The organism is Streptomyces sp. CC224B, from assembly GCF_030010595.1.
GTDB classification, from domain to species: Bacteria; Actinomycetota; Actinomycetes; order Streptomycetales; family Streptomycetaceae; genus Streptomyces; species Streptomyces longispororuber.
On record NZ_JASCXL010000003.1, the window covers coordinates 49,232 to 63,316 of the forward strand.

General features: G+C 74.1%; 12 protein-coding genes and 2 pseudogenes. 8 read left to right on the forward strand and 6 right to left on the reverse strand.

Annotation, left to right across the window (positions count from 1 at the left end):
* Positions 1 to 214 precede the first annotated feature (214 nt).
* The 3 genes and pseudogenes from QK440_RS02150 to QK440_RS02160 form a co-directional block, all read right to left on the reverse strand.
* On the reverse strand, positions 215 to 1,036 hold the full coding sequence (locus tag QK440_RS02150; protein WP_282791187.1) for a hypothetical protein: 822 nt from the start codon (positions 1,034 to 1,036) through the stop codon (positions 215 to 217).
* A gap of 54 nt (positions 1,037 to 1,090) precedes the next feature.
* Positions 1,091 to 1,675, reverse strand: a pseudogene (locus tag QK440_RS02155) (bifunctional DNA primase/polymerase); the annotation flags it as partial.
* 411 nt (positions 1,676 to 2,086) lie between these two features.
* Positions 2,087 to 2,221 (reverse strand): annotated as a pseudogene (locus QK440_RS02160) (DNA primase); the annotation flags it as partial.
* 616 nt (positions 2,222 to 2,837) lie between these two features.
* On the opposite strand from QK440_RS02160, the gene QK440_RS02165 reads away from it, so the two are divergent.
* From QK440_RS02165 to QK440_RS02175, 3 genes are all read left to right on the forward strand, one after another.
* Complete coding sequence (locus tag QK440_RS02165; protein WP_282791188.1) at positions 2,838 to 4,367, forward strand: PP2C family protein-serine/threonine phosphatase; 1,530 nt, start codon at positions 2,838 to 2,840, stop codon at positions 4,365 to 4,367.
* Between the two features lie 144 nt (positions 4,368 to 4,511).
* The gene (locus QK440_RS02170; protein ID WP_282791189.1) at positions 4,512 to 6,008 is read left to right on the forward strand and encodes an aminopeptidase P family protein; all 1,497 of its coding nucleotides are present in this window, start codon (positions 4,512 to 4,514) and stop codon (positions 6,006 to 6,008) included.
* Between the two features lie 231 nt (positions 6,009 to 6,239).
* A complete protein-coding gene (locus QK440_RS02175) occupies positions 6,240 to 7,475 on the forward strand; it encodes an MFS transporter (protein WP_282791190.1) in 1,236 nt (411 codons plus the stop codon).
* A gap of 22 nt (positions 7,476 to 7,497) precedes the next feature.
* On the opposite strand, the gene QK440_RS02180 is transcribed toward QK440_RS02175, so the two are convergent.
* Positions 7,498 to 8,094 carry a carboxymuconolactone decarboxylase family protein gene (locus tag QK440_RS02180; RefSeq protein WP_282791191.1) on the reverse strand — a complete coding sequence of 199 codons (597 nt, stop codon included), beginning with the start codon at positions 8,092 to 8,094 and terminating at the stop codon, positions 7,498 to 7,500.
* Positions 8,095 to 8,141: 47 nt separating this feature from the next.
* Here QK440_RS02180 and QK440_RS02185 point away from each other — a divergent pair, with 47 nt between their 5' ends.
* Positions 8,142 to 9,575, forward strand: a complete 1,434-nt coding sequence (locus QK440_RS02185) for a PLP-dependent aminotransferase family protein (RefSeq protein WP_282791192.1) — start codon at positions 8,142 to 8,144, stop codon at positions 9,573 to 9,575.
* Positions 9,576 to 9,653: 78 nt separating this feature from the next.
* Here the strand turns inward: QK440_RS02185 and QK440_RS02190 are convergent, their stop codons facing one another.
* A complete protein-coding gene (locus QK440_RS02190; RefSeq protein ID WP_282791193.1) occupies positions 9,654 to 10,103 on the reverse strand; it encodes a cupin domain-containing protein in 450 nt (149 codons plus the stop codon).
* A 224-nt stretch (positions 10,104 to 10,327) separates the two neighbouring features.
* On the opposite strand from QK440_RS02190, the gene QK440_RS02195 reads away from it, so the two are divergent.
* From QK440_RS02195 to QK440_RS02205, 3 genes are read left to right on the forward strand one after another with little or no spacing between them, the layout of a single operon-like run.
* On the forward strand, positions 10,328 to 10,564 hold the full coding sequence (locus QK440_RS02195; protein ID WP_282791194.1) for a phosphopantetheine-binding protein: 237 nt from the start codon (positions 10,328 to 10,330) through the stop codon (positions 10,562 to 10,564).
* Positions 10,540 to 11,802 carry a beta-ketoacyl-[acyl-carrier-protein] synthase family protein gene (locus QK440_RS02200; protein WP_282791195.1) on the forward strand — a complete coding sequence of 421 codons (1,263 nt, stop codon included), beginning with the start codon at positions 10,540 to 10,542 and terminating at the stop codon, positions 11,800 to 11,802. Before QK440_RS02195 ends, QK440_RS02200 begins: the two co-directional genes overlap by 25 nt.
* Positions 11,803 to 11,826: 24 nt before the next feature.
* On the forward strand, positions 11,827 to 12,705 hold the full coding sequence (locus QK440_RS02205) for an alpha/beta fold hydrolase (RefSeq protein WP_282791196.1): 879 nt from the start codon (positions 11,827 to 11,829) through the stop codon (positions 12,703 to 12,705).
* Here QK440_RS02205 and QK440_RS02210 read toward each other — a convergent pair.
* Positions 12,702 to 13,133, reverse strand: coding sequence for a helix-turn-helix domain-containing protein (locus QK440_RS02210; protein ID WP_282791197.1), 432 nt, complete (start codon positions 13,131 to 13,133; stop codon positions 12,702 to 12,704). The genes QK440_RS02205 and QK440_RS02210 overlap by 4 nt on opposite strands.
* A 119-nt stretch (positions 13,134 to 13,252) precedes the next feature.
* On the opposite strand from QK440_RS02210, the gene QK440_RS02215 reads away from it, so the two are divergent.
* Entirely contained in the window at positions 13,253 to 14,068 is an 816-nt protein-coding gene (locus tag QK440_RS02215) for an NAD(P)H-binding protein (protein ID WP_282791198.1), read from the forward strand.
* Positions 14,069 to 14,085 lie beyond the last annotated feature (17 nt).

Below are 14,085 nucleotides of genomic sequence, written 5' to 3' on the forward strand. Positions count from 1 at the left end.
CGTCCCGCTCCTCCACAGCGCCCCACCGGCCCGTCGGGCCGCACGCGTGACTCCTGTCACAACTCCCGTTGGACACAGGCGAATCCCTGTCCGGATAACTGAGATCGAATTTGCCAAGCGCCGATCTCTTGTTACCGTTCAGGTAGCCCGGTTGCTGGTGCATCCCCCGTCGCCAGCAACCGGGCGCTTCCATGCCCGGGAAGAAGTCGCGCGCTCAACTGCCTTGCGGTCCCGGGGAGTTGCTTCCTGAGCGCAGCAGGAGCGCGTCGCCGCTCTCCGTCGCGAACTCCGCGACCGCCGTGTAGTGCGCCGCCGGACCCACCGTGCGCTCCTTGGGTGTGTCGCACGCCCCCGGCTCGTCGTCCGCGCCCACCACACAGTGCATCTGCACGGTGCGCCCGTGGGGGCCCATCATGCTCAGGACCGCCGTCAGGTCCTCTCCGGTGGCGTTGCGGTAGTAGGTACGCGCCCAGGTGTCGGCGCCCTGGGACAGGACGCAGGTCTGCGCCTCGACCCCGTCGGGGGAGGAGAGTTCGGGCCCGCAGCGGGCGAGGGTGTCGGGTGCGGCGAGTGTGCCGGATGCGCCTGGGGTGCCCTGCGAGCGGGACGGTGACGACGGCGACGTGAGTGACGACGACGGCGGCGATGACAGTGGCGAGGACGGTGACAGTCCCCCGGACTCCGAGGCCCGGTGGCGCTGCCCCTCCCCCTCCTCCGGCCCGGCGCTCCCCGCTCCGCTGCTGCCCGCCGTACCGCCGCCGTGCGACCCGTCGCCGGCCGGCCGGGCACCGGCCTTGGCATCGGCCGAACCGACGCCGGCCCCCGTCTCCCCGTTCGCCGCGCCCGCCATCGCGTTATCCGCGTTAGCCAGGTTCTCAGGGGTCTCCGGGTTCTCCGCCCCGGCACGTCCCGGTCCGGCGGGGGTGTCGTCGAGTACGGGCCCCGCCGCCGCCCCGGCGAGCGGCAGCAGCGCGGCGGCGGCCACGCTGCCCAGGAGCACGAGCAGACGGTGGTTGACGGCCGGGCGCGGGTGCATGGGCCGAAGATAACGACCCTGGGCACCCGGTCCCGCGCCGCGCGCCCGTTTCCCTCAGAACTCGGGCGCGCTCACACCCGTATGAGTGAGCGCGTCGACCACGGCGTCCACGACGGTCTCGACGTCCGGCACCCAGGGGGCCGCGGAGCCGGGGGCGGGAGCGGTGGCCGCGGCGGTGGCGCCGCCCTTGCCCGGGCGGCGGAGCGCGGGGCCCGGCAGCGGGGCCCGCTCCCAGCGCACCTGGCCCTGGCCCGTCTCGGACGGGGGCAGCGGGATGTACCCGCCCTCTCCGTGGAAGCGCAGCGAGCCGGGCACCCGGTCCTTGGCGTACAGGAGCTCGCCCAGCCTCTCCATGGAGTACGGCGCGACGAGCACGAAGTAGCGGGCCGAGGTGGCGACGACGGGACCGAGGCGGACGCCCGCGAGGTCGAGCGCGGCGAGGGCGCGCGCGCCGGCCGCCGCGGGCAGGCTCACGGCGCACGGGGCGCGCCCGCCGGTGGCGAGGAGGATCGGCGCGCCGGGGCGGTTGGTCCACCACCAGCGGACCATGCGCTCGTCGGTGGTGGCGGCGAGCAGCCCCGGGTCGAGCGGGTGGGCGCCTGGTACGACGCACTCCGGGTCGGGACAGGCGCACCGCGCCGGGCCGCCGCCGAGCCCGGGCCCCTCCGGCCGCGCACCGGCGAAGCCGTCATCCCCGGAAACACCGGTGGCACCAGGGGCGCCGGGGGCACCGGAGCCGGGGGCCGCCGCGCCGGGGTCCGTCGCGCCGGACCTGTCCCGGTCCGCCGGGCCCGCCGCGTCCCCGTCCGTCGCCGAGCCGGGGAAGTACCAGGTCACCACGGTGGAAGCGGGGCGGTTCGCCGCCCTGCGCCGCGCGGCCCGCGACCGGCGCTTCCCGCCGCGCTTGCCCTTCTTGCCCGCGTCCTTGCTGCCGCGTGTGCCGGCCGGGCGGCCGTCGAGCCGGTCGGTGCCGTCGAGTCCGTCCGTGTCGGCGCGCCCGCCGAACACCGCTGGGGTGCCGAGGGACTGCCTGCTCGGTCCGTCGATGCCGACGCCGGGCAGCACGGGCCAGCGCCATGCCGTCGCGAAGGTCAGGGCCGCACCGATCAGAGGGGGACTCTGCTCAGACTTCCTCCCGATTCGCCAGGACAGGAGCCTGCGTCGCCTTCCGAGGATCTCGCGCATGAGCGCTCGTTCCTTTCCGTTACACGCAGAGGGACACTTCGGGCCACATCACACCATGGGTGGATCTCTATCACTGTGTGTACGAGGTGCGCGTACAAGGTGCAGCAAGGTGCGTACAAGCTGGCGCGCCACTCCCCAGCCTGGGGCATGGGGATCCCCTAGGGGCTGAGCGTTGGCGTGGCGTGGGGTGGCGGCGCCTGGCGTTTGCCGTCCCGCGTATTACTGGCCCCCGGTGCCACGGGAGGATGGGGCGCGGTCGCCGTGGGTTAAGACGTCCGGGTCCGGCGGCAGGTTCCGGGCGTGGCACAACTGCCCCCGGCCAGCCCCGGGCCACCACTGGAATCCGTACCCAGCACGGCCGCTGTGACGCTCCTTCGAACAATGTCAGTCGACCGCAATATGCCGTTCACTGCAACAGTTTTGAGCCAAGTTTTCAAGATCATTTCTAGATCACGGAATTCACGGAGGTCACATCTGACACCAGGAATCCCGGCAGGACAATGCTGGACATCCCCTCACCGGTACGTGTAGATGTGGAGGCATTGCTAGCGGCGCAGCATGACAGGGGGTTTGCGATGCTATTGAGCAATACGCACTGGCCGGAAAGCGGCCAGCCATGAACGCCCCGCACCCGCCGAAAGTGGCCGGAATCGATTCCACTGTTCCCCCACCGGCGCACACTGCCCCGCCCGCCTCTCCCGTCCCGGCGGCCCCCGGAGCCACGGCAGTACGGGGAGCACCCGGCGCCCTGATCCAGGACCGCCTCGCCGGCTGGGTCTCCGACCTGACGACCCTGCACGAGCTCACCGAGCGCCTCTCCCGCACCACCACCCTCGACGACGCCCTGCACGAACTGCTGCGCGCCGGAGCCGCCCTGGCCGGCGCCCGCCGCGGCCTGGTCGTGGTGGAACCCGCCGACGGGCACGGCCCCGACACCACCGTCGGCCTCGGCTTCGCCCGCGCCGACCTCGGGCACCTGGAGACCGTGCCGCGCACCGCCACCTCGTACGGCAGGCTCCTGGACGCCGGCGCGGCCACGGACGGGCCCGGTGTCGCCCGGCCCCGCGCCACCGAGGCCCCCCGGACCGGTGTCTCCGCGACCGGCGTCTCCGGAACCGGCGCCCCCGTGTCCGGCGCCCCCGGGACCCATGGGCTCGCCCCGCCCGGTGATCTCGCCGAGGTCGTCGAGCCGGACCTCTTCGCCGACGACGCCCTCGACCCGCGCCACCGCGAGGTCGCCGCCCGCCTCGGCTACGCCGCGAGCTACGCGCTCCCGCTGGCCACCGCGACGGCGGGCGCCCTCGGCGCGGCCGCCTGGCACTACGACGAGCCCGCCGAGCCCACCGCCCGCCAGCGCCACCTCATCGGCCTGTACGTCGGGCACGCCGCCGAGCACGTGGCCCGCCTCGTCGAACTGACCCGCGCCCGCACCACCGTGGCGACCCTGCGCGAGGAACTGCTGCCCACGCGCCTGCCGCGGGTCGCGGGCGTGCAGCTCGCCGCCCGGCGCCGCACCGGTGCGCGCGGCGGCGGCGACTGGCACGACGCGCTGCCCCTGCCCGACGCGGCGCTCGGCCTCGCGGTCGGCTCCGTCACCGGCTCCGGGCCGGGCGCGGTCGCCGCGACGGGACGGCTGCGCGCGAGCCTGCGGGCGTACGCGGTCATGGAGGGCGAGGACCCCGTCGCCGTCCTGTCCGACCTGGAGCTGCTGCTGCGCCTGACCGAGCCCGCGCGGTCGGCGACGGCCCTGTTCGCGTACTGCGAGCCCGCGCTGCGCAAGGTCGTCCTCGCCGGGGCGGGGCACAGTCCGCCGCTGCTCGTCGGGCAGCGGCGCACGGAGTTCGTGGAGACCTCCCTGTCCGCGCCGCTCGGCATGCTCGCCTGCTGGGAGGCGCCCAGCGTCGAGATCCGCCCGGAGCCCGGGGAGACGCTGCTCCTCTACACCGACGGCCTGCTGCGCCGCACCGGCGACCCCACGGACCGGGCGTTCGCGCGGCTGCACGCGGCCGCCGCGAGCGTGCCGAAGGCGGCCCGCCAGGACCCCGGCGCGATCGCCGACCACATCCTGGGCACCGTCCTGCCCGACGGGCTCGACGCGGGCGACGGCGAGGAGGACGTGGTCCTGCTCGCGGCCCGCTTCGCGTAGCGGTGCCGCCGAGGGCCCGGCATCGCAGAGAGGTGCCACAGGCGGGGCCCTCTTTCGAGTGGTGGCCTCCTGACCCGCGTGAGCCTTCGGTTCCACTGTGTGAGGGGTCTTCTGCCTCTGGACCCCCTTCCGTACGGCCGTACGATGAAGGGGCTCGTTGTCGTACATAGGAGGCAGACCGTGTCGGACGCGCTCAATCCGGAGACTCCGGAAGAGACCGAAGAAGAGCCGATCAAGCAGCGCAAGAACGGCCTGTACCCGGGTGTTTCCGACGAACTGGCCGCGAACATGAAGTCCGGCTGGGCCGACACCGAGCTGCACGACCTGGAGCCGGTCCCCCAGGCCGGGCACACCGCCGCCCGCCGTGCCGCGCTGTCCGCGCGCTTCCCGGGCGAGCGCCTGGTCGTCCCCGCGGGCAACCTGAAGACCCGCTCCAACGACACGGAGTACGCCTTCCGCTCCTCGGTCGAGTACGCGTACCTCACGGGCAACCAGACCGAGGACGGCGTCCTCGTCATGGAGCCCACGCGCGACGGCCACCGGGCGACGATCTACCTGCTCCCGCGCTCGAACCGGGAGAACGGCGAGTTCTGGCTCGACGGCCAGGGCGAGCTGTGGGTCGGCCGCCGCCACTCGCTCACCGAGGCCGAGCGGCTGTACGGCATCCCCGCCTCCGACGTGCGCGAGCTGCCCGGCGCGCTGCGCGAGGCCACCGGCCCGGTCCGCGTCGTGCGCGGCTACGACGCCGGGATCGAGGCCGCCCTGACCGACAAGGTCACCGCCGAGCGCGACGAGGAACTGCGCGTCTTCCTCTCCGAGCTGCGCCTGGTCAAGGACGAGTTCGAGGTCGGCGAGCTGCAGAAGGCCGTGGACTCCACGGTGCGCGGCTTCGAGGACGTCGTGAAGGTCCTGGACAAGGCCGAGGCGACGAGCGAGCGCTACATCGAGGGCACGTTCTTCCTGCGCGCCCGCGTCGAGGGCAACGACGTCGGCTACGGCTCCATCTGCGCCGCCGGTCCGCACGCCACCACCCTGCACTGGGTGCGCAACGACGGCCCGGTCCGCTCCGGCGACCTGCTCCTGCTGGACGCCGGCGTGGAGACGCACACGTACTACACCGCCGACGTCACCCGCACCCTGCCGGTCAACGGCCGCTTCAGCGAGCTGCAGCGGACCATCTACGACGCCGTGTACGAGGCCCAGGAGGCCGGGATCGCCGCGGTGAAGCCGGGCGCCAAGTTCCGCGACTTCCACGACGCCGCGCAGCGCGTGCTCGCCGAGAAGCTGGTGGAGTGGGGCCTGGTCGAGGGCCCGGCCGAGCGGGTCGTGGAGCTCGGCCTGCAGCGCCGCTGGACGCTGCACGGCACCGGCCACATGCTCGGCATGGACGTCCACGACTGCGCCGCCGCGCGCACCGAGACGTACGTGGACGGCACCCTGGAGCCGGGCATGTGCCTGACCGTCGAGCCCGGCCTGTACTTCCAGGCGGACGACCTGACGGTGCCGGAGGAGTACCGGGGCATCGGCGTCCGCATCGAGGACGACATCCTCGTCACCGAGGACGGCAACCGGAACCTGTCCGCCGCGCTGCCGCGCCGCTCCGACGAGGTCGAGCGCTGGATGGCGGAGCTCAAGGGCTGACACCGCGTGGCGCGGACGGCACCGTCCGCACCACGCCGCCGCGAGCGGTCCGCGTGACGGCTCGTACGCCGTTCGTACGCCCCTCGCGTGCCCGTTCCCGAGCGCCGGACAGGCCCTGCCTGTCCGGCGCTTCGCGCTGTTCCGGGAGGGGACACGGCCCGTGAAGTGGCCCAGGAACAGGCGCCGGGAATGGCCCACTTGAGGGGGCCACCGCGTCCCTAGGGTCGGGGCATGACGACTCCCCGGCTCCTCCCCGCCCGCGGGCCCCTGCGGCTCCTCGCGCTCGCGCAGTTCGGCAACTCCGTGGGCGACGGCGCGTACTACGTCACCTCCGCCCTCTACTTCACGCACGTCGTCGGGCTGTCCCCGGCGCGGATCGGGGCCGGGCTGACGGTGGCCTGGGCGGTCGGCTCGGTCGTGGGTGTGCCCCTGGGGCGGCTCGCCGACCGGCGCGGCCCGCGCGGGACCGCCGTCCTGCTCGCCCTCGCCACCGGCGCGGCGGTGGCGTCGTTCCTCGTCGTCCGCGGCTTCGTGCCGTTCGTCCTGTCCGCGCTCGTGTACGCCACCGCGCAGTCGGGCCTCTCGGCGGCGCGGCAGGCGCTCCTGGCGGGGCTCGTCGCGCACGAGGAGCGCACGGGCGCGCTCGCGCACCTCCAGGCCACGTTGAACGCGGGCCTGGCGGTCGGCGCGGCGCTGGGCGGGGTCGCGCTGCACCAGGGCGACCGGGCGGCGTACCTGGCGGTGTTCGCCCTGGACGCGGCCGCCTTCGTGGGGTGTGCGGCCGTGCTGCGGCGGCTGCCCGCGGTGGCGCCGGCCCCGGCGGTGCCGGGCGACAGGCTCGCCGTCCTCAGGGACCGCCCGTACGTGGTCCTGACCCTGCTCAACACCGTGCTGCTGCTGCGGATGCCGCTGCTCAGCCTGGGGATCCCGCTGTGGCTCACCGAGCGCACCCAGGCGCCCGCCTGGCTGGTCTCCGCGCTCTTCGTGCTCAACACCCTGGGCGTGATGGCCTTCCAGGTGCGCACCGCGCGGTCGGTGTCCGGCCTGCCCACGGCGGTGCGGGCCCTGCGCCGGTCGGGCGTGCTGATGCTGGTGACGTGCGCGGTGTTCGCGCTGTCCGCGCTGGACGCCGGGCCGTGGGTGGCGGCCGCGGTGCTCGTCGCCGGGTCCCTGGTGCTGCTCGCCGCCGAGATGCTCCAGTCGGCGGGGTCCTGGCAGATGGGCTTCGACCTGGCCCCGGCCGGGCGGATCGGCGAGTACCAGGGCTTCTTCGGCACCGGCGTCACCGTCGCCCGCACGCTGGGCCCGCTGGTCCTGACCGCGCTGCTCGTGGAGTGGGGCACTCCGGGGTGGCTGGTCCTGGGCGGGGCGATCCTCGTGGCGTCGTACGCGATGGGGCCGGTGGCGCGGTGGGCGGAGCGGGCCGGGGGCACGGGGGCGCCGTACCCCGCGCCCGCGACCGCGTAGGGCGGGGCACGGGCGCCGCGGCTCAGCCCTGGCGCTCGTCCGTGCCGGCCACCTTCCCCGTGGCCAGGGCGATCCGGTTCCACGTGTTGATCGCGAGGATCAGGGACAGGACCTGGGCCAGTTCGCCCTCCTCGAAGTGGGCGGCGGCACCGGCGTACACCTCGTCCGGGACCCCCGCGCCGGCGACGCGGGTCACGGCGTCGGTGAGGGCGAGCGCGGCCTGCTCCTTGGCGGTGAAGAAGTTCCTGGCCTCGCCCCAGACGGCCACCATGTGCAGCCGGTCCTCGCTCTCGCCCGCCTTGCGCGCGTCGTTGGTGTGCATGTGCAGGCAGTACGCGCAGCCGTTGAGGTGCGAGGCGCGGATCTGGATCAGCTCGACGAGGGCCGGGTCGAGCCCGTCACGGGCGGCGGCGTCCAGGCCGATGACGGCCTTGAAGACCCGGGGAACGGCCTTGGCGAAGTCGAGGCGGGGGGCCGGGGTCGCGGCACCGGCGGCGGCGGTCGTCGTGGCGCCCCCGGCAGCGGCAGCGGCCGTCGTGGACGCGGCGGAAGCGGCGGCGGTCGTCGTGGCGGCGATGGTCGTCGTGGCGGCGGCGGGAGCGTGCGTGGTGTTCGTCATGCCCATGAATCTAGGGTCTGGATAGACCACGCGTAGGGTGCATTCCCATGACGGAATCATGGGTCAATTCCGCCGAGCGTATCGGCCGTGACCTGCATGTCGACCTCTCCGGGGGCGGCAGCCGCCGGGCCGCCCTCCTGCACGCCCTGCGGGAGGCGGTGCGCTCCGGGCGCCTCGCGCCGGGCACCCGGCTGCCGCCGTACCGCTCCCTGGCGGCCGACCTCGGCCTGGCCCGCAACACCGTCGCCGACGCCTACGCCGAACTGGTCGCCGAGGGCTGGCTGACCGCGCGCCAGGGCTCGGGCACCCGGGTCGCCGAACGCGCCGCACCACCCCCGCGCGTACGCGTCCCCAAGCGCGCCCCCGTCGCGCCCGAGCCGCCCGCGCACAACCTCGTCCAGGGGCAGCCGGACGCCGGCTCCTTCCCCCGCGCCGCCTGGCTCGCGGCGGCCCGGCGCGCGCTGACCGCCGCGCCCAACGAGGCGTTCGGGCCCGGCGACCCCCGCGGCCGCGTCGAGCTGCGGCGCGCCCTCACCGCCTATCTGGCCCGCTCCCGCGGCGTACGGGCCGACCCGGAGCGGATCGTGGTGTGCTCCGGGTTCGCGCACGCGCTGCGGCTGCTGTTCGGCACGGGCGGCGGCGGAGTCCTGCGCGGGCCGCTCGCCGTGGAGGCCTACGGGCTCGGCTTCCACCGCTCCCTGCTCGCGACCGCCAAGGTGCGGACCGTACCGCTGCCCCTGGACGAACACGGCGCCCGCGTCGAGGAATTGGCGGACGCTCCGGTTCCGGTACGGGCGGTGCTGCTCACGCCCGCGCACCAGTTCCCCACCGGCGGGCCGCTGCACCCGTCGCGCCGGGCCGCCGTCGTCGACTGGGCCCGGGCCCGCTCCGGGATCGTCCTGGAGGACGACTACGACGGCGAGTTCCGCTACGACCGCGAGCCCGTCGGCGCCCTCCAGGGCCTCGACCCCGAACGGGTCGTCCACATCGGCTCGGTGAGCAAGAGCCTGTCCCCCGCCGTGCGGCTCGGCTGGATGGTCCTGCCCGAGCACCTCGTCGACGCCGTGGTCACCGCGAAGGGCGAGCGGGAGGCGTGGGTGAGCGTGCCCGACCAGCTCACGCTCGCCGACCTCATCGAGTCCGGCCACTACGACCGGCACGTACGCCGCATGCGCCAGCGCTACCGGCGCCGCCGCGACCAACTCGTCGCCGTGCTCGCCGAACGCGCCCCGCACGTCACCGTCACCGGCATCGCCGCCGGGCTGCACGCGGTGCTCCGCCTGCCGCCCGGCACGGAGGCGTCCGCGGTCAAGGCCGCGGCGTGGCACGGCGTCGGCCTGGAGGGGCTGGCCGCCTACCGCCACCCCGAGGCGCGGGCCCCGGCACCGGACGGGCTCGTCGTCGGCTACGCGACACCCGCCGAGCACGCGTACACGGCGGCGCTCGACGCGCTGTGCCGGGCCCTGCCGCCACCGCCCTAGCCCCGGCCCGCCCCTCGCGGCCCCGCCCACCCCGCTTGGGAATGGTCCTTCCTGGCGCGGCCCCTACTGGCACGGCCCTTACTGGCGCGGTGTCGACTCCGTGAGCTGGTACAGCTCCGGCACGGGCACCTTGATCGGCTCCTGGGTGGTGCGGGCGATGACGACGACCGCCGGCTCGTCCGGGTCGGGGTTCTCCTCGCGGTGCGGCACGAACGGGGGCACCAGTACGAAGTCGCCGGGGCCCGCGGTGATCCGCACCTCCCGCTCGCCGTCGTGGAAGACGAACACCGGGTGGCCGCTGACCACGTAGATGCCCGCCTCGGAGTCGCCGTGGTGGTGGTTGTCCGTCGAGCTCAGCGGCGGGTTCTCCACCTTCCCCATCCAGAGCCTCTTCGAACCGACCGTGTGCCCGCTGAGGGCGGCGTACCCGTCCAGCTCGTCGGCGCGGACGTGGTGCACCCGGTTGTTCAGCGACGAGCCGGTGTCCGTGGTGCGCGCGGAACCGACGCCTTCGTCAATCGCGGTCATGGGAAAGCCTCCTGACGGTCCTTCGAGTGCTGCGGTGCGGACCCCAGCGTGCGCCCACAACAACCGGTACGGCAACGAAAGTTGCCGTACCGGCAAAGTCGTCCTGAGACGCGGAGGCGTTGTGCCGAACGGGTCAATCACGGCCGCTCCGACGTCACTTCGCGCGCGGACCGGCGTTGCACAACGAGAGCTCTTGAGCAGTCCCGAGCAAGGAGCAGCAGTTGATGGATGCCGCGGACCGGGTCACCGCCGTACTGGTCAGGATGTACCGGCTCGCGCCGGAGACGGTGCTCCCCGACGTACCGCTGCACCGGCTGCACATCGACTCCCTGGCCCTGGAGGAACTGCGGCTGGTGCTGGAGGACGAGCTCCACATCGACCTCGAGGATGTGCGACTGACGTCCCGCAGTACCGTAGGGGAGCTGCTGGACGCCGTGTGCGCGAAGACGGCAGCGGTGTGACGGCGGGGACAGCAGGGCCCTGCGCCGCCGCGGTGACAGGGATCGGCCTGGTGACCGCGGCGGGCCACGATGCCAAGGAGACCTGGAGCGAGATCACCACGGCCCGGGCCCCCCGTGGCGTGCGCCGCCTGGAGTCCCTTCAGGGTCTGCCCTGCGACTTCATGTACACGGTGGAAGGGCTCGACCTCGAGGCGAGGCTCGGCCGCGCCACCCTGCTCCTGGACCGCTTCGCCCAACTGGCCGTGATCGCGGCCCGTGAAGCCGTGGCCGACGCCGGGCTCGATCCGGACACCTGGGACGGCACCCGCGTCGCGGTCGTCGTGGGCACCGCTCACGGCGGCCTGCACTACTACGACGAGCAGCAGGCCGTGATGGCCGAGCGCGGCGCCCGCAGGGTCGCGCCGAAAGTCGCGCCGCTGAGCGTCAACAACAACGCCGCCGGCGGGGTCTGCCAGGACCTGGGCGCCCGCGGGCCGAGCCTGGCGGTCAGCACGGCCTGCGCCTCGGGCACCGACGCGATCGGCACCGCCCTCGGCTGGCTGCGCGCCGGCCGCTGCGACATCGCCGTGGCCGGAGGGGCGGAGTCCCTGCGTTCCCGGCTGATGTTCGCCAGCACCTGCCGGATGAAGGCGCTGTCCACCCGGGTGGACGACCCGGCCGCCGCCTGCCGGCCCTTCGACACCGGCCGGGACGGCTTCGTCGTCGGCGAAGGAGCCGGACTGCTGGTGCTGGAGCGCCCGGAGCACGCCTGGGCCCGGGGCGCCGCCGTCCGGGCGCACCTGGCCGGGTACGGATCGTCCAACGACGCCCTGTCCCCCGTCGCCCCCGACGAGAGCGGCCAGGGCATCGAACGGGCGCTGCGCGCCGCGCTGACCGACGCCCGCGTCGCCGCCGAGGACATCGGCCACGTCAACGCCCACGGCACCTCCACGGTCATGAACGACCTCGTCGAGAGCGCGGCCCTGCACCGCGTGTTCGGTGACCGCCCGCTCGTCACGTCCACCAAGGCCATGACCGGACACGCCCTGGGCGCCGCCGGCGGCATCGAAGCCGCCCTGACCGCCCTGGCCCTGGAGGAACAGGTGGTCCCGCCGACGGTGAACCTGGAGGAGCAGGACCCGGGCGTGCTCGTGGACGTGGTGGCCGGGGCCGCCCGCCCCGCGCGGCTGGAGTGCGCGGCGACCTCCTCCCTCGGCTTCGGCGGCCACAACGCCGTCCTCGTCCTCACCAGGGCCTGACACGGGGACCGGATCATGGAACACGTGCGCACCCTGACCGCGGACGGGCTGACCTACCGCTACCGGCTCGTACATCCCACCGCCGCCCGGACCGAGCCGCTGATCGCGCTGGGCGGCGCCTTCCAGGGGCTGTACGACTGGGTGCAGCTCGAGGACGCCCTCACGGACGTCGCCTGCCTGGTCACCGCGGGCCTGCCCGGCGCGGACGGCTCCGACGTGCCGCGCCCCGAGCACACCGTCGACACCCTGGTCACGGCGCTCGACGCCGTCGTCGACGACCTGGACGTACCGCGCGTCAACCTCCTCGGCTACTCCCACGGCGCGGTCATCGCCTTCCGCTACGCGCAGCGCCACCCCCGGCGCTGCGCCCGCCTGCTCCTCGGCGGCGTACCCGCCCACCTCACCGACGCCCCCTTCGCCCACTACCGGGAAGCCGGCAGGCTGCTGGCCTCCGGCGACACCGAGGGCTTCGTCTCGGCGGTCTCCGCGGCGATGTTCTGCCTGGACGACAGCCGACGGGTCCACCGCCGCGCACTCGCCCTGCGCTCCTTCCGACGCTCCCTGCTGCACGTCACCCAGAGGCCGCACGCCGCGTACGTGCTGGCCCGCGCCCTGGGGGCCCGCACCGCCCTCACCGGAGGCCTGACCGGCGTGCCCACCCTGGTCTTCACGGGCGCGCACGACACTCTCACCCCTCCCGACCTGCAACGCGCCTTCGCCGCGACCATCGACGGCAGCCGCTTCGTGACGATCCCCGACTGCGACCACATGCTCCTGATGGAACGGCCCGACGCCGTCGCCGCCTTGGCCAGGGCCTTCATCACCGACAGCGAGCCACCCGCACACGCGCTGGGACCCGCTGTCGGCCGCGATGACCGCGCCGGGCGGGCAACGCCCCGCTAGCGCGGACCGCCCGGCACGCCCTGCGCCTCGTCGTACGCCTCCCGTGCCGCCGCTATGGCCGGGCGGTGCGCTATCGACCAGTCCGCCAGCGACTTGATGAGATGCGTCAGGCTGTGCCCCATCTCCGTCAGCTCGTACTCGACCTGCGGCGGAATCGTGGGGTGCACCGTCCGCCTCACCAGGCCGTCCCGCTCCAGGCGCCGCACGGTCAGCGTCAGCATGCGCTGCGAGATGCCGCCGTGGATGCGGCGCTGCAACTCCTTGAACCGCAGGATCCCGCCCGCGAGTTCGACCACGACGTACACCGACCACTTGTCACCGAGCCGGTCCAGCACGTCCCTGACACCGCACTCGTCCTGCGGCGTCTCACAACTGATCACCGGCCCCTCGACCGGTGACCCGGTTACCGTCTTGTGCCCGACTGACATCAAAGTGCCTCCTTACGCGCTCCCCCACCACCGATCCACGATGGTCACGCACCGAGTGCACCGCACCTCCAGCACCGGTCGTCATCCATCTCAACTGCCCACGACGGGGGATCGTTCCCATGCTGCTGATCACCGGCGCCACCGGCGCACTCGGCACCCTCATCACCACCGAGCTCACCGCCCGCGCGACCGACGACGTCGTCATCGGCACCCGCTCGCCCGGCCCCGGCCAACGCCGTGTCGACTTCGACGACCCGTCGTCCCTCGACTTCACCGACGTCGACACCCTGCTGGTCATCTCCGCCGGCGCCGCGGAGGACGACGTCGTCATCGCCCGGCACGACGCCGTCATCTCCGCCGCCGAGAAGGCCGGCGTCGGCCACCTCGTCTACACCAGCCTCAGCGGCGACGGCGACCACCTCACCTACGCCCTCGCCCACCGCTGGACCGAGCGCAGACTCCGCCGCTCCTCCCTGACCTGGACGGTCCTGCGCAACGGCCTGTACGCGGAGTTCCTCGCCGCCATCGCCGCGCCCGGCCCCGACGGGACGATAGCCGCGCCGCTCGGCGCCGGACGGCTGGCCGCGGTCGCCCGGGAAGACCTGGCCGAGGTCGCCGTCCGCGTGGCCACGGACCCGGCCCCGCACGCGGGCCGCACCTACGAACTCGTCGGCGAAGAAGCCCTGGGAGGCGCCGAGTTGGCCGCCGCGACGGGCGGCTCCTACGAACCGGGCACGCTGGAGGCGACCCGCGCCGCGGTGACGGCGGCCGGCGAGGCCCTGCCCTTCCAGATACCGATGCTGCTCAGCACGTACTCCGCGATAGCGGGCGGCTTCCTCGACGGCACGTCCATAGCGGACAACGCCCTGCGCACCCTCCTCGGCCGCGCGCCCCGCTCCGCCCTGGAGGTCTACGCGGCGGCGACGCGGAGCTGAACGCCGCCCCCGGCCAC